A 20,766-nucleotide genomic window follows, 5' to 3' on the forward strand; every position below is an offset into this window, starting at 1 on the left:
GTCGCCTGAATGACGGAGCCCGTCCGGAACCATCCGGGCGGGCTTTTTCTTGCGTCAGCGACGCAGGGCCTCGAAGCCGCCGGTGAAGACGGCCTCCATGGCGTCGCAAATGGCGATCATCTCGGACGACCGGCACAGGCCGTTCGAGAGGGCGTCGATCCGGCCCGTCTGGGCCAGCGACAGGGTCAGGGCGCCGGACAGCAGGTGATAGAACCAGAACAGCTGGCGCTCGGAGGTGTCGGGCGAGACGCGGCGCAGCAGGTCGATGAAGCGGTGAATCACCGGGTCGAAATGCTGGTGCATGGCGTCGCCGCCCCAGACCGGGGTGTTGTTCACCTGGGCCACCAGCGCCGCATAGTTCAGCCAGGCCGGATCGCCCTGATCGAGCAGCTCGAACAGGGGGCGCAGGAAGGCGTCGAGCACGCCGCGCACGGTCATGGCGTCGCCCTGCGCGGCCTCGTAGCGGTCAAGGCTGTCCAGACGCATGGTGTTCACAACCTCGGCGCGGCGGCCGAAGGTGGCGGTGAACAGCTTGGCCTTGTCCTCGAAATAGTAGTGGACCAGCGCCGTATCCACGCCCGCCTCGGCGGCGACCGCCTTGAGGGTGACGCCGTGCAGGCCGTCGCGGGCGAACAGGCGCTCGGCCGCGTCGAGGATGCGCGCCGTCGTCTCCTCGCGCCGCTGGGCCTTGGGCTTCAACGGGACCTTGGGGCGAGGCGGCTTGATCCGGGCGGCGGTGTCGGTCGTCATCAACCCCTTGTACCCGAGAACAGGGTTCTCAGGCGATCCCGCGCGCGCAGCAGGAGGATCAGCAGCTTCGCCTTGCGCTCGTGATGGTCCAGCGCTGTCTTCCACCAGCCGCGCCGCAGGACACCGCCGGGGGTGTGGTCGAAGACCATCCAGTCGTCGGTGCGGCTGTCATAGGCGGGCCAGTCCGGGCCGGGGACGCCGTCACGGGCGAAGGCGATCCAGCGGGCATGCATGGCGGCGCTGACGGCGCGGTCGGCGTCGCTGGCGGGCGGCGAGCCGTCGGGACGGTGATCCAGGGTCTCGAAGACATGGAAGATCTCGGCGGCGTGGTCGGCGCGGGACTTCTGGTCCCGTTTGGCGTCCTCGACATAGTCGAAGGCGTAGAGCCAGGCGTTCGACCTGCGGGGCCGCGAGGCGATCCAGCGGGCGGGACCGGCGAAGCCGAAATCGCGGAAGCCGAGGCGGATCAGCTGTTCCTCGTCGCCCTTCGCCTCGGGGTAGAGACGCGCGAGGGCGGCGTCGGGCTTGATCATCTGACCGAACCGCTTGAGGCCGCCGCCGTAGTTGAGCAGGGAATCCTCGCCGCTGTTCACCCCGATCATCAGGGGCACGTCGGCGAAATCGCCCTTCGCCCATGACGAGATCGGGTCACGGGTCAGCAGGCGGCCGTCGATGACCGGGCCGAAGCTGGACTCGATCCCGGTCAGACGCTCGGCGGGCACGGCGCGCAGGGCGGCGGCGTCGGGATCGGTCAGGCCCAGCGCCGTCGCCGTGGCCACGCCCCTCGCCTCGGCCGCCTTCAGCGGCGCTGCGGGGAGCCAGCCGCCGCCGGACTGGACGATGGCCTTGTGGAAGAGCCCCCTCGCCCGCCCCGCCGTCATCAGGGCCAGGATGTCGATGCCGCCGGCGGATTCGCCGAACAGGGTGACGTTGGCGGGGTCGCCTCCGAAGACGGCGATGTTGTCGCGCACCCACTCCAGCACCGCGATCTGGTCCAGCAGGCCCGGCGCGCCCAGCGGCTCATCGGCGGGCGTGGCGGCGGTCAGGGCTGGATGGGCGAAGAAGCCGAGCTGGCCCAGACGGTAGTTGGCGGTGACCAGCACCACGCCGTCGCGGGCGAAGGCGGCCCCGTCATAGAAGGGCAGCGAACCCGCGCCCATCCGGTTCGAGCCGCCGTGCAGCCAGACCATGACCGGCGCGGGCACAGGCGTGGGGCGGTCGCTCACGGGCGCCCAGACGTTCAGGGTCAGGCAGTCCTCGGACGTCGGCGCGGGCGCGCCGCCGATGCTGACGATGTCGGCGACGTCGGAGGGTCCCGCCTGCGGCGGGGCGAGGCCGAAGGTCGCGGCGTCACGCTCGCCCTCCCATGCCGGACAGGGGCGCGGCGCCCGCCAGCGCAGGTCTCCGACCGGGGGCCGGGCATAGGGAATGCCGCGCCAGACATGGGCCGCGCCTTCGCGCCGTCCCCGCACGGCTCCGGCCTGTACGCGCACGACGGGCGCGGCTTCGCCGGTGTTGATCTGGTCCATCCGCTTCCATCCCGGCGCGATCTGCGTCGCGCTCAAGCCGTTCCAATGACGACCCGCACTGTGGCCCGGCAATCCGCGTTTGCAAACATCATTCATGAGAAAATGAAGAATGTTGACAGCGTGGCTGTTCGTGGCCACCGTCCGCCTCAACCAGATCAGCGGCGATCAACGACCGCGTATGGATGAGGAAACAGATTTATGCGGAAGACAGGACAACTGCGTCTGGCGCTGATGAGCAGCGTCTTTCTGGCGGCCCCGCTGTTCGCGGCGCCGGCCATGGCCCAGGACGCGGCCGATGATCAGGAACAGGCCTCGGACCTCGGCGAGGTGGTGGTCACCGCCCGCCGCCGCGAAGAGACGCTGAAGGATGTCCCGGTGGCCGTCACCGCCGTCAGCGCCGAACGGCTGGAGCAGACCGGCGCGGCTGACGTCACGGCCCTGCAGCAGCAGACGCCGAACGCCACGGTGCAGGTCGCGCGCGGCACCAACTCGACCCTGACCACCTTCATCCGCGGCGTCGGCCAGCAGGACCCGCTGTGGGGCTTCGAGCCCGGCGTGGGCCTGTATGTGGACGATGTCTATATCGCCCGTCCGCAGGGCGCGGTGCTGGACATCTTCGACATCCAGCGACTGGAAGTCCTGCGCGGGCCGCAGGGTACCCTGTACGGCCGCAACACCATCGGCGGCGCGATCAAATATGTGACCAAGCGCCTGTCGCAGGAGCCGGAGCTGACCCTGCGCGGCGCCTACGGCAGCTACAACCAGGTCGATCTGATCGCCTCGGGCTCGACCCCGATCACCGACAGCCTGCGGATCGGCGGCGCGGTCGCGCGTTATACCCGCGACGGCTACGGCACGAACCTGACCACGGGCGCCGAGCACTACAACAAGGACGTCACCGCGGCCCGCGTGAGCCTGGAATGGACGCCGACCGACACCCTGTTCTTCCGACTGGCCGGCGACATCACCGAGGACGAGTCCAACGCCCGTCACGGCTATCGCCTCGTCGCGCCGTCGCCGGACAGCGTCTATGACACCCGCGCCGGCATCGGCGACGAGGGCTATGTCCGCACGCGCGGCCTGTCGTTCACGGGCGAATGGCAAGCCACCGACAACCTGACCTTCAAATCGGTCACCGCCTGGCGGGACGGCGACACCAAGGGCGACGGCATCGACTTCGACGGCCTGCCCCAGCCGATTCTCGACATCCCCGGCTACTATGCCGACAGCCAGTTCACCCAGGAGTTCCAGCTGCTGTTCCAGGGCGATCGCTGGAACGGCGTGGCGGGCGTCTTCTACATGGACGCCTCGGCCGAGGGCGCGTTCGACACCGTCATCGGTCTGTATCCCAGCCTGGGCGTCGGCCTGCCGGCGGGTCTGACCACCTATACCGGCGGCAAGGTGGACACCGAGAGCTTCGCCATCTTCGCGGACTTCAGCTACGAGATCACCGACCAGCTTTCGGTCTCGGTCGGCGGCCGCTGGACGCGCGACGAAAAGAGCGTGACCCAGCTGCGCCAGAACTATCTGGGCGTCCGCAGCCCGTTCTTCGGCAACGCGGGGGCCATCCCCGCCGGTCCGCCGGCGACCAATTACAGCGCCTCGGACAGCTATTCGGAGTTCACTCCGCGGGTCAGCGCCAGCTACAGATTCACCCCTGACCTGACGGGCTATGTCTCGTATGGGCGCGGCTTCAAGTCGGGCGGCTTCGACATGCGCGGCGACGCCTCGCTGTATCCGGACACCATCAACGGCTACCAGCCGGAGCTGGTCGACACCTATGAGATCGGCCTGAAGGGTTCGCTGTTCGACCGGCGCGTCAACTTCGCCTCGGCCCTGTTCAAGTCGGAGTACACCGACCAGCAGATCACCTCGCAGTTCTTCATCCCGCCCGCCTCGGTCGTCAGCTTCGTGGACAACGCCGGGTCGAGCGAGATCTGGGGCTGGGAACTGGAAGCCAGCGCGCGGATCACCGACGACTTCATCCCGCGTCTGACGCTGGGTTACCTGGACGCGCAGTTCAACGACTTCGTGACCTTCAACCCGCTGACCGGCCTGCGCGAGAACATGGCCGACCAGCGCAAATTCCAGAATACGCCGGACTGGACCGCCTCGGTGGCCCTCCCCTACAGCGTCGATCTGGACGAGGCGGGCTCGATCATCTTCACCCCGACCGCCTCGTATCGCGGCGCGACCCAGATGTTCGAGACGGCGATTCCGCTGCTCGATCAGGGCTCGTACTGGCTCTATGACGCGACCCTGATGTGGACGGCGGCCGATGGGCGCTACCGCGTCAGCCTGGCCGGCCGGAACCTCGGCGACGAGCGGTATCGGGCCGGCGGCTACAACTTCCCGGGCGCGATCACCGGTGACTCCGTCATCGGCTTCTATGGCGCGCCCCGCACCGTGACCCTGACCCTGACCGCATCCTTCTGAGCGGGCAGGTCCAAACTGCGCCGGGGTTGCGAAAGCGGCCCCGGCGTCCTGTTCCCTGGCCGGGGCCAGGCAGGGGCCTGTCCGGGGAAAGATCCGGGCGGGCTTTTTCGTGCGTCAGCGGGCCCGCGCGCATCACCCGCGCCCGTCGACCAAAGCGCGGCCGACCCTTTGACACGCTTGAGAAGAGGCTGCTAGCTGCGTGCACGCCCCGGGGAGAGACGGACATGATCTCAGGACTGCTGCTCGCCGCCGGCCTGCTCGCCGCATCCGGCCAGACCGCACCGCAAACGGCGCCTCAGACAGCCCCGCAGGCGGCTGAGGCGACCCGACTTGATGATGTCGTCGTCAACGCCGAACGCCTGGCGGAACGCGTGGAGACCTTTGTCGAGGACATCAATTCGCCGCCCGTGAACCGGGGGCCCGCGCGCTGGCGCCGTGAGGTCTGCGTGGGGGTCGCCAATCTGAAGCCGGAGGCCGCCCAGATCATCGCCGACCGGGTATCGGAAGTCGCGGTTCGCTCGGGCCTGGAGGCCGGTGAGCCGGGCTGCAGCCCCAACATCCTGATCGTGGCCACCGATGACGGTGACGCCATGGCCCGCGGACTGGTGGAACGCTCACCCCGGGCCTTCCGACCCGCCTACTCCGGCGCCGCCCGCTCCAGCGAGCAGCTTGAAGCCTTCCTGACCTCGCCCGCGCCGGTGCGCTGGTGGCATGTCAGCATCCCGGTCGCCCGGGACACCGGCCAGATCGCCGTGCGCATCCCCGGATACCTGCCGCCCCTTATCGAGGGCGCGAACAGCCGCATCCGGGCGTCGACCCGCAACGATCTTCTGCGCGCCTTCGTCATCGTCGACCTCGACAGGGCGGCGGGCGTGAGCTTCCAGCAATTGGGAGACTATATCGGCATGGTCGCCATGGCCCAGATTGACCCGGACGCCGACACCGCGGGCTACGACACGGTCCTGAACCTGTTCGACACCGGCCATCCCGTGGATGGAGTCACGGATTGGGACATTTCCTATCTCACGGCGCTGTACGGGGCCGAGCTGAACCGCGCGGCATCGAGGCAGCAGGCCGGCGAGATCGCTTCGAGCATGATCCGTGACCAGCGCCGTCAACAGGACGACGCCTTCTGAGGGTTGCGAAAACGGCCCCGGCGTCCTGTTCCTGCATACTGACCAAGCAAAAGGCCCGCCCGGATCGCTCCGGGCGGGCCTTCGTTTGTGCGGGTCCCCTGCTCCGTGGCTGAAGACTCAGGATGAAACCGCACGCCGGCGACAGGCCTTACGGCGGCGGCGGCTCAGCCGGCGCGTCACACAGCATTGAGACCGGGCACTCCCAGGACCAGTAGAGGAACTGCCCATCCTCGCCATAGTGAGCGTCCCAGTGACAGTTGAGCTCGCAGCCCGGGTCCGAGTCCGCGGTGGCGCTCGCGGGAGCCATCAAGACCCCTGCCGCAAAGAGTGCGACAGCGACGTTCTTCATCATGGTTGTCCTCCTCCGGCGGAAAATCCGCAACAGGAAGTTGTTCCCAATGGTGGAGCTTTAGCAATCCAAGATCACTGAATCGTGAGCTGAAACAACCTTAACGATTGAAAGCCGGGCGCGGTGGCTGACCCGGGACTACAGCCCCAGCTTCGCCTTCAGAATGTCGTTGACGGCGGCCGGGTTGGCCTTGCCGCCGGTCGCCTTCATGACCTGACCGACGAACCAGCCGATGGCCTGCGGCTTCTCGGCGACGGCGGCGGCCTTGTCCGGGTTGGCGGCGATGATTTCATCGACGGCCTTCTCGATGGCGCCCGTGTCGGTCACCTGCTTCAGGCCGTGTTTCTCGACGACCTCGGCGGGCGAGCCCTCGCCGTTCCAGACGTGATCGAAGACTTCCTTGGCGATCTTGGACGAGATGACGTTCGTCTCGATCAGCTCGACCAGCTGGTTGACGTGGGCGGCGGGCAGCGGGTTCTGGCTGAACTCCTTGCCGTCGGCCGCCAGACGGGCCGACAGTTCGTTGGTCACCCAGTTGGACACCAGCTTGGCGTCACGCCCTTTCGCGGCTTCCTCGAAATAGTCGGCCTTGGCCTGATCCGAGATCAGGACCACGGCGTCGTACTGCGACAGGCCGTACTGGCTCATCAGGCGGCGGCGCTTCTCGTCCGGCAGTTCCGGCAGGTTCGCCTTGATCTCGTCGATCCACGCCTGCTCGAGCTCGAGCGGCAGCAGGTCGGGATCGGGGAAGTAGCGATAGTCCATCGCCTCTTCCTTGGAGCGCATCGAGCGCGTCTCGCCGGCGTTCGGATCATAGAGGCGGGTCTCCTGATCGATCTTGCCGCCGTCCTCGATGATCTCGATCTGGCGGCGAGCCTCATACTGGATGGCTTGCGAGATGAAGCGGAACGAGTTGACGTTCTTGATCTCGCAACGGGTGCCCAGGAAGCTGAAGTCGCCGGTTTCCCTGAACTTGTCGTAGTTGCCCGCGCGGCAGACCGAGACGTTCACGTCGGCGCGCAGATTGCCCTTCTCCATGTCCCCGTCGCAGGTGCCCAGGTACATCAGGATGGTGCGGATCTTCTTGACGTAGGCGACGGCCTCTTCCGGCGTGCGGATGTCCGGACGCGAGACGATCTCCATCAGGGCTGTGCCCGCGCGGTTCAGGTCGACGAAGGATTCGGTCGGCGACAGGTCGTGGATCAGCTTGCCCGCGTCCTGTTCCAGATGCAGGCGCTCAATACCGACGTTGAAGAAACTGCCGTCCTCGGCCTCGACCTCGACCACGCCCTCGCCGACGATCGGGTAGAAGAGCTGGCTGATCTGATAGCCGGTGGGCAGATCGGGATAGAAGTAGTTCTTGCGGTCGAACTGGCTGCGCAGGTTGATCTGCGCCTTCAGGCCCAGACCCGATTTCACCGCCTGCTCGACGCAGTGTTTGTTCAGCGTCGGCAGCATGCCGGGGAAGCCCGCGTCGACCAGCGACACCTGCTCGTTCGGACCCGCGCCGAAGCCGACGGCGGCGCCGGAAAACAGCTTGGCCTTCGACGCCACCTGGGCGTGGATTTCCAGCCCCATGACGATTTCCCAATCGCCGGTGCGGCCCTTGATGGTCTTGATAGTCGAAGCAGTGTCGGTCATGCGGTCCAGATGGCCTACCGGCCGTGCGCGGTCAAGAAAACGGCGGGTCGAAATCACCGTGTGACGCGGCTTTGGACGGATCGGGCGTCCTGTCGCGTTCATTGTCTGACGCGAACCACCCGAGGCCCGACATGACCCGCTCCGGACCGCCCTCCCGATCCCGCGACGCCGCCGTGGCCCTGACCCGGTTCGGGCTGGGCGCGAAGCCGGGCGAGATCGACGCGGTGGCGGCGGACCCCAAGGGGTGGTTGGAGGCGCAGGCCCGCCCCGGCGGCGCGCCTGTCCCGGAGGGCGGCTTTGAGACCTCCGAACAGCGCCTGGAAAGTTATCAGGCCTATCTGGCCGAGGCGGCGCAGGTCCGGCGGGCGCGGCGCGCGGGCGAACCGCAGCCCGCGATGACGGGCGAGGCCATGGCCGAGGCGCCGGACACGCAGGCGCAGGCCGCGTTCGACGCCCGGCGCGAAAGCCGACGTGATCTGGTGCGGGACACGGCGGAAGAGTTTCTGGCGCGGGCGCAACTGGGCGCCACGACCGGTGCGGGGTTCGCGGAGCGCTGGACCCTGTTCTGGGCCAACGCCTTCACCGTTTCGGCGACCAAATTCCAGGCGGCGGTCTTCATGGGCCAGTACGAGCGCGAGGCGGTCCGGCCGCATGTGTTCGGCAGGTTCGAGGATCTGGCCCTGGCCGCCGACAGCCATCCGGCCATGCTGCTGTATCTGGATCAGGCGCAGTCGGTCGGACCGAACAGTCAGGCCGGAGAACGGCGGCAGGCGGGGCTGAACGAGAACCTCGCGCGTGAAATCCTGGAGTTGCACACCGTCGGCGCCGACGGCGGCTACACCCAGGCGGACGTGACCGAGTTCGCCCGCGCCCTGACCGGCTGGTCGATCCCGAGGCAGGCGGGCGGCGGTCGGGGTCGCCGCGCGGCGATGCGCGCGGGCCAGCCGGGCGAGAACGGCTTCGCCTTCCTGCCTGTCGTGCATGAACCGGGTGAGCGGAGCGTGATGGGCCGTCGCTATCCGGCGAACGGCGTGGAACAGGGCCGCGCCATCCTGAAGGACCTGTCCAACCGGCCGGAGACCGCGCGGCGGCTGGCCCGGAAGATCGCGGTGCATTTCGTGTCGGATACGCCGTCGCCGGAACTGGTCAGCGCGCTGGAGCGGGCGTGGTCGCAGTCGCGCGGCGATCTGGCGGTCGTCGCCCGGGCGCTGGCGACCCATCCGGACAGCTGGGCGCCCGAGGCGGCCAAGGTGAAGACGCCCTATGAGTTCGTGATCTCGGCGCACCGGGCCATGGGCATGCGGCCGCGCCGGGCGCAGCCGCTTCAGCAGGCGCTGGCGCAGATGGGGCAGCCCGCCTGGGCCGCGCCGTCGCCGGAAGGCTGGCCCGACACCGCCGCCGACTGGGCCGGGCCGGACGCGCTGGTGAAGCGTCTCAACTGGGCCAAGACCGTGGGCGACATGGCTTCCGAAGCCGACGCCGTGGCCATGGCGGACAGTGCTCTGGGCGAGCGCTTGGGCCCGCGCAGCCGACAATTCATCGCCCGCGCCGAAAGCCGGGCCGAGGCCGTCACCCTGTTCCTGATGTCGCCGGAGTTCCAGCGCCGATGACCGATCTGATGATGAACCGTCGCCTGCTGTTGGGCGGCTCCGTGGCCGGGATCGGTCTGGCCTTCGCGGGGCAGACGCGGGCGCAGACCCGCGGGCCGAAGCCCAAGCTGGTCGTCATCGTGGCGCGCGGCGCCATGGACGGCCTGTCGGTCACCGTGCCGACGGGTGATCCCAACTATCGCGCCCTGCGCGGCGGTCTGGCCATCGACAACGCGCCGGCCATGCGGGACGGTTTCGGCCTGCACCCCGCCCTGCCCGGCCTGAAGGCGATGTACGACGCGGGTCAGCTGCGCTTCGCTCCGGCGGCGGCGATCCCGGTGCGGGTGAGGTCTCACTTCGATGCGCAGGATGTGCTGGAGAACGGCGGCGAGGGTCTGCGACAGCAGAACGACGGTTGGCTGAACCGGGCCTTGGCGGCGGCGGGCGGCGGATCGTTCAAGGGGCTGTCGGTCGGGGCGCAGACGCCGCTGATCCTGCGTGGCGCGGCGGAAACCTCCAGCTGGGCGCCCGGCGGTCAGGTGAAGGGCGAGGATCGCATCGCGTCCCTGCTGCAGGACCTCTATGTCGACGACCCGCTGCTGCAGGGCAATCTGGCGCGTGGGCTGGAGACCGAGGCCATGGCCGCCGAGGCAGGCGGAACCTCGCTGCGCCGGAACGACGTCACTGGACTGGGCCAGACTGTTGCGCGGCTGATGACCGGCGACAACGGCGCGGATGTGGTGGCCCTGAGCATCGACGGCTGGGACACCCACGCCCGCCAGAACGGACAGCTCCAGACCCGGCTGACGGGACTGGATCAGGTGATCGGCGGCCTGCACGACGGGCTGCGCGACCAGTGGGCCAACACCATGGTGGTGGTCGCGACCGAGTTCGGACGGACGGCGCGGGCCAACGGCACGCAGGGCACCGACCATGGCACGGGGTCGTCCCTGCTGGTGGCGGGCGGCGCGTTGAAGCCCGGCGGCCTGATCGGCGACTGGCCGACACTGGCGGACAACAGGCTGTTCGAGGGCCGCGATCTGGCGCCGACAATCGACGTGCGCTCGGTTTTCAAGGGCGTGCTGCGCGACCATCTGGGCGTGGACCGGGCGGCGCTGGACAACCGGGTCTTCCCCGGCAGCGCATCCGAGGCGCCGACGCTGGACGGACTGGTCTGAGACACGAAACAGGGCGGCCGGAGACCGACCGCCCTGCCCCGGTTCAGCGGCTGATCATCAGTTGATGGTCATGACCACGCGGCCTTCGATCTGGCCCTTGTGCATGCGCTGGAAGATGTCGTTGATGTTCTCCAGCGGTTCGACCGAGACCGTCGCCTTGACCTTCTCGTCGGCGGCGAATTGAAGCGCCTCCTGCAGGTCCAGACGGCTGCCGACGATGGAGCCCCGCACGGTCGTGCCGTTCAGCACCATGTCGAAGATCGACAGGGGGAAGTCGCCGGGCGGCAGGCCGTTCAGGGCCACGGTGGCGCCGCGCGAGGTCATGTTGACCGCCTGTTCGAAGGCCTTGGGTGAAACGGCCGTGACGAGGACGCCCTGGGCGCCGCCGCTGGTCTGGGCCTTGATGTCCGCTGCGGGATCGTTGGAGGTTTTGGCGTTGACCGTGACCGTCGCGCCGAGGCGGCGGGCGAGGTCCAGCTTGTTGTCATCAACATCCACCGCGGCGACATTCAGGCCCATGGCCTTGGCGTACTGGACCGCGACGTGGCCGAGCCCGCCGATACCCGAGATCACCACCCAGTCGCCCGGTTTCGTGTCGGTCATCTTCAGCCCCTTGTAGACCGTCACGCCCGCGCAGAGGATCGGGGCGATGTCGGTAAAGCTGACGTTGTCCGGCAAGTGGCCGACGTAGTTCGGATCGGCGATGGCGTATTCCGCGAAGCCGCCGTTGACCGAATAGCCGGTGTTCTCCTGCTCGTGGCAGAGGGTCTCCCAGCCGCCGAGGCAGTGCTTGCAGTGGCCGCAGGACGAGTAGAGCCAGGGCACGCCGACCCGGTCGCCCTCCTTGACCAGCTTCACCCCCGCGCCGACGGCGGAGACGTAGCCGACGCCCTCATGGCCCGGGATGAAGGGCGGGTTCGGCTTGACCGGCCAGTCGCCCTCAGCGGCGTGCAGATCGGTGTGGCATACGCCTGAGGCCTCGATCTTCACCTGAATCTGGCCGGGGCCGGGTTGCGGGATGGCGACTTCCTCGATGGTCAGCGGCTTGCCGAATTCGCGCACGACAGCAGCCTTCATGGTCCTGGACATGAATCTTCCTCGTAGTCGGTGATGTCCTGAAAGATCGGGGCGGCCGGAAAGCAGGGACCGGCCGCCCCGTCAGGTCGTTGCTCTCGGGGAGTGATATGCGGAGCAAACGCAGGATGGCCGAACGGGAGCCGCCCATCCTTGATGCAGATCAGAAGAAGCCGAGTTTGTCCGGGCTGTAGCTGATCAGCAGGTTCTTGGTCTGCTGGTAGTGGTCCAGCATCATCCGATGGTTCTCGCGACCGATGCCGGACTTCTTGTAGCCGCCGAAGGCCGCGTGCGCCGGGTACTGGTGGTAGCAGTTGGTCCAGACTCGACCGGCCTGGATGGCGCGACCGGCGCGGTAGGCGGTGTTCATGTCGCGCGTCCAGACGCCGGCGCCGAGGCCGTACTCGGTGTCATTGGCGATCTCGATGGCTTCCTCGAGGGTCTTGAACGTCGTCACGGCGAGGACCGGGCCGAAGATCTCCTCCTGGAAGATGCGCATGTCGTTGCGGCCCTTGAACACCGTCGGCTTGACGTAATAGCCGCCCGACAGATCGTCCTGCAGGACCGCCTGCTCGCCGCCGGTGAGGACTTCGGCGCCCTCGTCCTTGCCGATCTGGAGGTAGCCGAGGATCTTGTTCAACTGCTGGTTCGAGGCTTGGGCGCCGACCTGGGTGTTGGGGTCCAGCGGGTCGCCCTGACGGATCGCCTCGACCCGTTCGATCGCCTTCTTGATGAAGGCTTCATAGATGTCCTCATGGACCAGCGCGCGGCTGGGGCAGGTGCAGACCTCGCCCTGATTGAGGGCGAACATGGCGAAGCCTTCCAGCGCCTTGTCGAGGAAGGCGTCATCCTCATCCATCACGTCCTTGAAGAAGATGTTCGGCGACTTGCCGCCCAGCTCCAGCGTGACCGGGATGATGTTCTGCGTCGCATACTCCATGATCTTCTGGCCGACGGCGGTCGAGCCGGTGAAGGCGATCTTGGCGATGCGCGGATTGGTGGCCAGCGGCTCGCCGACCTCGACGCCCGTGCCCGAGACGATGTTCAGCACGCCGGCGGGCAGCAGGTCCTGGATCAGCTCGGTGACCAGCAGGATCGAGGCCGGGGTCTGTTCGGCGGGCTTCAGCACGATGCAGTTCCCGGCCGCCAGAGCCGGAGCGATCTTCCAGGCCGCCATCAGGATCGGGAAGTTCCACGGAATGATCTGGCCGACGACGCCCAGAGGCTCGTGGAAGTGATAGGCGACGGTGTCGTTATCCAGCTCCGAGATGCCGCCTTCCTGCGCGCGGATGCAGCCGGCGAAGTAGCGGAAATGGTCGATGGCCAGGGGGATGTCGGCGGCCAGGGTCTCGCGCACCGGCTTGCCGTTGTCCCAGGTCTCGGCCTCGGCGACGGCCTGAAGGTTGGCCTCGATGACGTCGGCGATCTTGTTGAGGATCACGGCGCGCTGGGCGACCGAGGTCTTGCCCCAGCTGTCTTTCGCGGCGTGAGCGGCGTCCAGCGCCAGCTCGACGTCGGCCGCGTCCGAGCGAGCCACCTCGCACAGGACGCGGCCATTCACCGGGGAGGTGTTCTCGAAATAGCGGCCGTTGACCGGAGCGACCCACCGACCGCCGATGAAGTTGTCGTAGCGCGCCTTGAACTTGGGGGTCACGGCGCGGATGAATTCGGGCTTGGTCACGATAGCCTCCTGTTTTCCTCGGGCGCCGATTGTCGGCGTCGTTGGATCGGAGACTTGGCCCGGGCGGGGAAAGCCGCCAGAGCCCGAAGTCATGGTGCAGCGCACACCTGTCGCAAGGTTGCGACAGACCGTTGGTCAGTGGGTATCGGAGCCGAGGCCCAGCCGGTTCAGCTTGCGATGCAGGGTGGCGCGGCTGACGCCCAGCGCACGGGCGGCAGCCGAGACATTGCCGCCGTTCAGGGCCAGCGCCCGACGCACTGCACCGCGTTCGGCCTCGATCAGGTCCGCCTCGACCGACCCGGCGCCCAGCACTTCTGACGCCGCCAGTTGGCCCGCGATCCGCTCGTCGGTGATCGAGAGGGCCAGACGGGCCGCGCGGGTGGCGCCGACGACCAGATCATCGCGATCCACGGCCAGCAGGGCCGCGGTGTTCCGCTCCGCCACATCGCCCGCCAGCACGATGCGGGCGTCGGCGAAGGCGTGGCGGAAGGTCTGGGCCTCGATGGACCGCGCGGCGTCGGCCACGGCGGCGGCGATCAGGCCGAGCATGCCCTCTGTCGCGTCCGCCCGGCAGGAAGACACGTCCAGCAGGCCCGCCAGCCTGCCCTGCGGATCGTGGATCGGGTGGCTGGTGCAGCTCAGCGCCGTATTGCGGGCGTGGAAATGCTGGTCGCGGTGGATGGTCAGGGGGCGATGCTCGGCCAAGGCCGTGCCGATCCCGTTGGTGCCCTCGACCGCTTCTGACCAGACGGCGCCGGGCCAGAGGCCCCACGCCCGGAAGGTCTCGTCATCGACAGCGGAACCGCGCCGCTCGACCGGCACCCCGTCGGCATTGGTCAGCAGGACGCAGCAGCCGGTGTCGCCGACCGCGAGGAACAGACGATCCAGCACCGGCTGGGCGGCGCGTGTCATCGGCTCCATCGCCTGACGCGCCTCGCGCAGTTGCTGTTCGGTCAGGGTGTTCGCCCTGCCCTGCGTTTCCGGGTCCAGACCGTACAGGGTCATGGACCGCCGCCACGACGCCGCCAGAGCCGACCTGGCCGGGCCCGCGCCGTCGTCCAGCACCTGTTTGATCAGGCTTCCGTGATCGTTTCCTCGCCGTTCGCCCATGGTGGTCTCCGAGCGTTGTTCGGAGCGCGATAGGACGCCGGACAGGGGCGAAGGTCAAATCATGGGCGGAAGATGGGAGGGCGGGGTTTGGGGATGGGGCGTCTGCGCGTCCCCTCTCCCATCGGGAGAGGGCTTTTAACCTACCACCACTTGTCCGGACGCGCGGTGAAGCCGGCCGCCTGTTCCAGCACGTCGGCGACCTGGAAGACCGTCGCTTCGTCCAGCGCCTTGCCGATGACCTGAAGACCGAGCGGCAGGCCGCCGGAATCGACGCCCGCGGGCACCGAGATGCCCGGGAGGCCGGCGAGGTTGGCGGTCACCGTGAAGACGTCGTTCAGGTACATCGTGACCGGGTCGATCTGCTTGTCGCCCAGCGCGAAGGCGGGCGACGGGGTCGACGGGGTCAGGATGGCGTCGACGCGGTCCCAGACGTTGTCGAAGTCCTGGGCGATGCGGCGGCGCACCTTCAGGGCCTTGACGTAGTAGGCGTCGTAGAAGCCGGCCGACAGGACGTAGGCGCCGATGGTCAGGCGGCGCTGGACTTCCTTGCCGAAGCCCTCGGCGCGCGAGGTTTCGTACAGGTCGGTCAGCGACCTGGCCTCTTCGGCGCGGTGGCCGAACCGCATGCCGTCGTAGCGCGCCAGGTTCGAGGAGGCCTCCGCCGGGGCGACGATGTAGTAGGTCGGCAGGGCGTATCTGGTGTGCGGCAGGCTGATCTCGACGATTTCGGCGCCGGCGGCCTTCAGCCACTGGACGCCCTGGTCCCAGAGCGCCTGAATCTCGGCGGGCATGCCGTCGACGACGTATTCCTTCGGCACGCCGATGCGCAGGCCCTTCACGCCCTTGCCCAGCGACTTCGTCCAGTCCGGGGTCTCGACGTCGAGGCTGGTCGAATCCTTGATGTCGAACGAGCACATCGAGCGCAGCAGGATGGCGGCGTCCTCAACGGTCTTGGTGATCGGCCCGGCCTGATCCAGCGACGAGGCGAAGGCGACCATGCCGAAGCGGCTGGCGCGACCGTAGGTCGGCTTGATGCCTACGGTGCCGGTGAAGGCCGCGGGCTGGCGGATCGAGCCGCCGGTGTCCGACGCGGTGGCGGCCAGACACAGATCGCCGGCCACGGCCGAGGCCGAGCCGCCCGACGAGCCGCCGGGGGTCAGCTCGGCGTTCGAGCTGGACGACTTCCACGGGTTCACGACCGAGCCGTAGGCCGAGGTCTCGTTGGACGAGCCCATGGCGAACTCGTCCATGTTCAGCTTGCCCAGCATGACCGCGCCGTCCGCCCACAGATTGGCGGTGACGGTCGATTCATACGGCGGGACAAAGCCCTTGAGCATGTTGGAGCCGGCTGTCGTCTGGACGCCGTCGGTGCAGAACAGGTCCTTGATGCCGAGAGGCGCGCCTTCCAGCGCCCCGCCCTCGCCTTTCGCCAGCCGGGCGTCCGAGGCGCGGGCCATCTCCAGCGCCTTGTCGGTCGTCTGGACGACGTAGGCGTTCAGCTTGGGATTGGCGGCGTCTATGTTGGCGACGAAGGCCTTCGTGATCTCTTCCGAAGAGAAGTCGCGGGCCTTGAGGCCGTCGAGGGCGGCCTTGAGAGTCAGTTTGGTCAGGTCGGTCATGCTGCTTACTCGACCACCTTGGGCACGACGAAGAAGCCGTCCGCCGACTTCGGAGCGTTCGAGAGGACCGCGTCCACCTTGGCGCCGTCGGTGACGACGTCATCGCGCAGACGCAGGGGCTGGGCCACGTTCGAGGTCATGGGCTCGACGCCGTCGACGTCGACCTCATTCAGTTGTTCGATCCACGCCAGAATGCCGTTCAGCTCCTGGGCCAGCGGCTCCAGCCGCTCCTCGGGGGTCTTGATGCGAGCGAGGTGCGCCACCTTGCGCACGGTCGCGACGTCGACGGCCATGCGGCCCTCCAAATGCGAAACCTGAGCGGGCGGGATTAGCGGTCCGGGGCCGGATTCACAAGGATTCCGATACGGCTTGCGGCCTATTGCGCCGGCGTGACCGTGATCGCGGCGGGCGGAGCCCCGTCCGCGCCGGGCGTCCAGCCCACGATCAGACGCCGCTCGCGCTTGCCGATCTGGCCCGTCGCCTCGTCCATCACGCTTTCCTCGACCTTCAGATCGACACGACCCGGCGCTTCGGACAGCACCTGATAGTCCAGGAAGTCGCCGATGCGGAACACCGCCCAGCCTTCGGCGGGGGATTTGAAGAAGGCGATGTCGGTGTAGAGGCCGTTCATGGCCGGATCGCCGCCCGCCGTGCCGAACAGCTTGACCGTCGCCCCGCCCTGCCGCGCCAGTTGATCCAGCTTCACAACCGAGGCCGCCTGCTGGATGTTCGGGTCGTCAGACACGGCGACGGTGACGGCCGGACCCGGCGCGACCAGAGGCGTCACCGGAGGTGCGGCCTGCGAGGCGGGCAGGTTCGGCCTCGACGCCGGGGCCGGTGCGCCGGTCTGGTCAGCGGAGTCACAGGCCGCGAGGCCGACCAGCGCGGCGGCGAGCAGGAGCGGATATCTCATCGAACTCTCTCCAATCGGCGATCCGGGGACATTGCGCTTTGACTTCGGCGACCGCCAGTCCTACCGCGACACCGTGACCGTCCTGACCCTTGAAGAGCTCGCCGAACAGACACCGCCCGGAACGCCCTGGCTGGGGCTGGATCTGGGTGAGAAGACCATCGGCGTGGCCGCGTCGGACGCCACCCGCATCATCGCCAGTCCGCTGCAGCTGATCCGAAAGACGAAGTTCACGGACGACGCCAGGGCGGTCCTGAAACTGATGGACGGGCGTAACGCTTCGGGGCTCGTGATCGGCCTGCCGCTGAACATGGACGGCACCGAGGGGCCGCGCGCCCAGTCGTGCCGCGCCTTCGCCCGCAATCTGCAAAGGCTGCGCGAGGTGCCGGTGACCTTCCAGGACGAGCGGCTGTCGACCACGGCGGTCGAACGCTTCCTCATCGACGAGCTGGACCTGACCCGCAAGCGCCGCGCCGATGTGGTGGACCGCACGGCGGCCGCCTGGATCCTTCAGGGCGCGCTGGACCGTCTGCGCGGATGATCGGCCTGCTCGCGGGCATCATCCCCGTCTTCTGCCTGATCGCCATTGGCTACGGCCTGAGAAAATCGGACTTCCTGCCGGACGCCACCTGGCGGCCGATCGAGAAGCTGTCGATCAACCTGCTCTATCCGGGCTTCCTGATCCCCGCGATCTGGGGCGCGGACCTGTCGGGTGGCGGGGCCAGCGCCTCGGCGGGCGCGGCGGTGACGGCCGTGATCATCGTCGGCGCCTGCGCCTTGGCGGCCAAGCCGTTCCTGAAGATCGAGGGTCCGGCCTACACCAGCGTCTTCCAGGGCGTGATCCGGTGGAACAGCTTCGTCTTCCTGCCGGTCATTCAGGCCACTTTCGGCGCCGAGGGGCTGGCGCTGGCGGCGGTGATGATCGCCTCGATCATTCCCGTGACCAATATCGCCTGCGTCGCCGTTCTGGCGCGGTGGGGCGCGGACCAGAGGGGCGTCTCGCCGCTGGCGCTCACCAGGGCGATGCTGGCCAACCCGATCCTCGTGGCCTGCCTGAGCGGGCTGGCGCTGAACGTCCTCAAGGTCCCGCCGATCCCCGGCGTGTCGGACACGCTGGAGCTGCTGGGCGGGGCGGCCCTGCCGTTGGGGCTGATCGTGGCCGGCGCGGGCCTGAGCTTCGCCGAGGTGGCGCGGCGCAAATGGACGGTCGCCGCCGTCACCGGGATCAAGCTGGGCGTCATGCCGCCGCTGATGTGGGGTCTGTGCATCCTGTACGGCGGCGATGAAACGGCGCAGGGCGCGGCCCTGCTGTGCGGGGCGGCTCCGGGCGCGGCGGCGGCCTATCTGCTGGCGCGACAGATGGGTGGCGACGCCCCGCTGATGGCCGGGATCGTGGCCGCGACCACGGTCGGCAGCGCATTGACCATTCCGATCCTGCTGGCGCTGTTCCATTTGGTCTGACGACCGCTTATAGCCGCGTCTCGATGACCCAGCCCGATGTCACCGACCTGATTCACGAACGGCTGGAGCCGTTTCCCCGCGATCACTTCCTGTCCGCGGGCGATCTGAACGCCGCGACCGTCCCGCCCCTGCTGGATCTCGCCGACGCCTTTGTCGACTTCAACCGGCAATCGGCCAAGTCGCTGGACATCATGCGCGGCCGCACGGTGATGAACCTGTTCTTCGAGAACTCGACCCGGACCAGCGCCTCGTTCGAGATCGCCGCCAGGCGGCTGGGTGCGGACGTCACCGCCCTGTCGCCAAGGACCTCTTCGGTGGCCAAGGGCGAGACCCTGATCGACACCGCCGCCACCCTGAACGCCATGAAGCCGGACGTGCTGGTGGTTCGCCACTCGGCCTCGGGCGCGGCGGCCCTGCTGTCGCAGAAGGTCGGCTGCGCGGTCGTCAACGCCGGCGACGGACGGCACGAACATCCGACGCAAGCCCTTCTGGACCTGCTGAGCCTGCGCCGCGCCTTCGGTTATGTGGGCGGCCTGACCATCGCCATCTGCGGCGACATCGCCCACAGCCGGGTGGCCCGCTCGAACGTGGCCCTGCTGTCGATGATGGGCGCCCGCGTGCGCCTGATCGGCCCGCCGACCCTGGTGCCCGGCGACGCTGATCGGTGGGGCTGCGAAGTCTTCCACGACATGAAGGATGGTCTGCAAGGCGTTGATGTCGCGATGATGTTACGCTTGCAGCTGGAGCGGATGGAGGGCGCGCTGGTGCCCTCGACGCGCGAGTATTTCCGCTTCTGGGGTCTGGATCGCGAGAAGCTGAGCTGGGCCAGGCCGGGCGCCAAGGTCATGCACCCCGGCCCGATGAACCGGGGCGTGGAGATCGACTCGGACGTGGCCGACGACCTGTCGGTGTCCCTCATTCAGGATCAGGTCGAGATGGGGGTCGCCGCCCGCATGGCCGTGCTGGCCGCCCTGTCCGTGCGCCGCGAAGGAGCCTCGGCATGAGCGCCCTCGCTGTTCTGAACGCCCGCCTGCTGGATCCGGCGAGCGACTATGACGGCCCCGGCGCCCTGCTGATCGTCGATGGCGTGATCACCGAGGTGATCCACGGAACGCAGGCGAGCGCGCCCGCGGGCGTCGAGGTGATAGACGCGGGCGGCCTGTGCCTCGCGCCCGGCCTGATCGACATCCGGGTCAAGACCGGCGAGCCCGGGGACGAGCCCAAGGAGACGCTCAAGTCGGCCAGTCTGGCGGCGGCGGCGGGCGGCGTGACCACCATCGTGGTCCAGCCTGACACCGATCCGGCCATCGACGATCCGGCGATGATCGACCACATCCAGCGACGCGGCGCGGCGCTGGACCTCGTCAACGTTCGCGCGGCGGGCGCGGCGACCAGGGGACGAGACGGCCAGCGGATGGCCGAGATCGGCCTGATGGACGAGGCCGGCGCCCTGTACTTCACCGACGGCGACCGCGTCATCGCCAACACCCGCACCCTGCAACGGGTGATGAGCTACGCCGCCGCGTTCAACGCCCTGATCGCCTGCCGTCCGGCCGACCCCTGGCTGAGCGAGGGCGCGGTGGCGACCAGTGGCGAACTGGCGACCCGTCTGGGCCTGTCGGGCGTGCCCGCCATCGCCGAGCGCATCCAGCTGGAGCGCGATCTGGCTCTGGTGGAGCAGACCGGCGCGCGGTTCCTGGTGGACCAGATCTCGACCGAGGGCGCGCTGGAGACGCTGGCGCGGGCGCGCGGCAAGGGGCTGGAGGTCGCCGCCTCGGTGTCGATCAACCACCTGTGCTTCAACGAGCTGGACATCGGCGACTACCGCACCTTCTACCGACTGGACCCGCCGCTTCGCGCCGAGAGCGACCGTCAGGCCCTGATCGAGGCGGTGCGCGATGGCCTGATCGACGTCATCACCAGCGCCCACGCCCCGGCTCCGGCCGAGGACAAGCGCCGCCCGTTCGGCGAGGCCGCGCCGGGCGCCGTGGGTCTGGAGACCCTGCTGCCCGCCGCCCTGAGCCTGCATCATGAGGACGGGCTGGACCTGCTGGACGTCTTGCGCCCCCTGACCTCGGGCCCGGCGGGCCTGCTGGGGCTGGACGCGGGCGTGCTGGCGGCGGGGGCTCCGGCCGATCTGGTGCTGTTCGATCCGGGCGCGCCCGTCGTGATCGACGCCGCCGCGCTGAAGTCCAAGTCCAAGAACTCGCCGTTCGACGGACGGCGGCTGCAGGGCAAGGTCATCGGCACGTTCGTCGGGGGCCGCAGGGTTTTCGAGAGCCGCTGACAGGCGAGAGCCGAAT

Annotated in this window: 17 protein-coding genes; 8 read left to right on the forward strand and 9 right to left on the reverse strand. The window is 68.4% G+C overall.

Going from position 1 to position 20,766, the window contains the following annotated elements; genetic code table 11:
• Positions 1–54: 54 nt before the first annotated feature.
• Complete coding sequence (locus FKQ52_RS08130) at positions 55–750, reverse strand: TetR/AcrR family transcriptional regulator (RefSeq protein ID WP_141626718.1); 696 nt, start codon at positions 748–750, stop codon at positions 55–57.
• Positions 750–2,315: a carboxylesterase/lipase family protein gene (locus FKQ52_RS08135; protein ID WP_168196814.1), complete on the reverse strand. Its 1,566-nt coding sequence runs from the start codon at positions 2,313–2,315 to the stop codon at positions 750–752. The genes FKQ52_RS08130 and FKQ52_RS08135 overlap by 1 nt, the downstream gene beginning before the upstream one ends.
• 162 nt (positions 2,316–2,477) lie before the next feature.
• On the opposite strand from FKQ52_RS08135, the gene FKQ52_RS08140 reads away from it, so the two are divergent.
• Together FKQ52_RS08140 and FKQ52_RS08145 are read left to right on the forward strand one after the other, a co-directional pair.
• On the forward strand, positions 2,478–4,715 hold the full coding sequence (locus FKQ52_RS08140) for a TonB-dependent receptor (protein ID WP_141626720.1): 2,238 nt from the start codon (positions 2,478–2,480) through the stop codon (positions 4,713–4,715).
• 224 nt (positions 4,716–4,939) lie between these two features.
• Positions 4,940–5,851 carry a hypothetical protein gene (locus tag FKQ52_RS08145; RefSeq protein ID WP_141626721.1) on the forward strand — a complete coding sequence of 304 codons (912 nt, stop codon included), beginning with the start codon at positions 4,940–4,942 and terminating at the stop codon, positions 5,849–5,851.
• Between the two features lie 487 nt (positions 5,852–6,338).
• Here FKQ52_RS08145 and gatB read toward each other — a convergent pair whose 3' ends face one another.
• Complete coding sequence (gatB, locus tag FKQ52_RS08150; protein ID WP_141626722.1) at positions 6,339–7,841, reverse strand: Asp-tRNA(Asn)/Glu-tRNA(Gln) amidotransferase subunit GatB; 1,503 nt, start codon at positions 7,839–7,841, stop codon at positions 6,339–6,341.
• A 131-nt stretch (positions 7,842–7,972) separates the two neighbouring features.
• Between gatB and FKQ52_RS08155 the strand changes: the two genes are divergently transcribed.
• Positions 7,973–9,451, forward strand: a complete 1,479-nt coding sequence (locus FKQ52_RS08155; protein WP_141626723.1) for a DUF1800 family protein — start codon at positions 7,973–7,975, stop codon at positions 9,449–9,451.
• Positions 9,448–10,608 carry a DUF1501 domain-containing protein gene (locus FKQ52_RS08160; RefSeq protein WP_141626724.1) on the forward strand — a complete coding sequence of 387 codons (1,161 nt, stop codon included), beginning with the start codon at positions 9,448–9,450 and terminating at the stop codon, positions 10,606–10,608. The genes FKQ52_RS08155 and FKQ52_RS08160 overlap by 4 nt, the downstream gene beginning before the upstream one ends.
• A gap of 57 nt (positions 10,609–10,665) precedes the next feature.
• Here the strand turns inward: FKQ52_RS08160 and adhP are convergent, their stop codons facing one another.
• The 6 genes from adhP to FKQ52_RS08190 form a co-directional block, all read right to left on the reverse strand.
• Positions 10,666–11,697, reverse strand: a complete 1,032-nt coding sequence (gene adhP / locus FKQ52_RS08165; protein ID WP_141626725.1) for an alcohol dehydrogenase AdhP — start codon at positions 11,695–11,697, stop codon at positions 10,666–10,668.
• 148 nt (positions 11,698–11,845) lie between these two features.
• Positions 11,846–13,363, reverse strand: coding sequence for an aldehyde dehydrogenase family protein (locus tag FKQ52_RS08170; protein WP_141626726.1), 1,518 nt, complete (start codon positions 13,361–13,363; stop codon positions 11,846–11,848).
• Between the two features lie 135 nt (positions 13,364–13,498).
• A complete protein-coding gene (locus FKQ52_RS08175) occupies positions 13,499–14,473 on the reverse strand; it encodes a GAF domain-containing protein (RefSeq protein ID WP_141626727.1) in 975 nt (324 codons plus the stop codon).
• 140 nt (positions 14,474–14,613) lie between these two features.
• Positions 14,614–16,092, reverse strand: coding sequence for an Asp-tRNA(Asn)/Glu-tRNA(Gln) amidotransferase subunit GatA (gatA, locus tag FKQ52_RS08180; RefSeq protein WP_141626728.1), 1,479 nt, complete (start codon positions 16,090–16,092; stop codon positions 14,614–14,616).
• A 5-nt stretch (positions 16,093–16,097) separates the two neighbouring features.
• On the reverse strand, positions 16,098–16,385 hold the full coding sequence (gene gatC, locus FKQ52_RS08185; protein ID WP_141626729.1) for an Asp-tRNA(Asn)/Glu-tRNA(Gln) amidotransferase subunit GatC: 288 nt from the start codon (positions 16,383–16,385) through the stop codon (positions 16,098–16,100).
• Between the two features lie 83 nt (positions 16,386–16,468).
• A complete protein-coding gene (locus FKQ52_RS08190) occupies positions 16,469–17,005 on the reverse strand; it encodes a hypothetical protein (protein ID WP_141626730.1) in 537 nt (178 codons plus the stop codon).
• Between the two features lie 73 nt (positions 17,006–17,078).
• On the opposite strand from FKQ52_RS08190, the gene ruvX reads away from it, so the two are divergent.
• The 4 genes from ruvX to pyrC are packed head-to-tail and all read left to right on the forward strand — an operon-like array spanning position 17,079 to position 20,750.
• Positions 17,079–17,543, forward strand: a complete 465-nt coding sequence (gene ruvX, locus FKQ52_RS08195; RefSeq protein ID WP_141628289.1) for a Holliday junction resolvase RuvX — start codon at positions 17,079–17,081, stop codon at positions 17,541–17,543.
• A complete protein-coding gene (locus FKQ52_RS08200) occupies positions 17,540–18,463 on the forward strand; it encodes an AEC family transporter (protein WP_141626731.1) in 924 nt (307 codons plus the stop codon). Before ruvX ends, FKQ52_RS08200 begins: the two co-directional genes overlap by 4 nt.
• Before the next feature lie 23 nt (positions 18,464–18,486).
• On the forward strand, positions 18,487–19,467 hold the full coding sequence (locus tag FKQ52_RS08205; RefSeq protein ID WP_141626732.1) for an aspartate carbamoyltransferase catalytic subunit: 981 nt from the start codon (positions 18,487–18,489) through the stop codon (positions 19,465–19,467).
• Entirely contained in the window at positions 19,464–20,750 is a 1,287-nt protein-coding gene (gene pyrC, locus FKQ52_RS08210; RefSeq protein ID WP_141626733.1) for a dihydroorotase, read from the forward strand. The genes FKQ52_RS08205 and pyrC overlap by 4 nt, the downstream gene beginning before the upstream one ends.
• The last annotated feature ends 16 nt before the right edge of the window (positions 20,751–20,766 follow it).

Source organism: Brevundimonas sp. M20, assembly GCF_006547065.1.
Lineage (GTDB): Bacteria > Pseudomonadota > Alphaproteobacteria > Caulobacterales > Caulobacteraceae > Brevundimonas.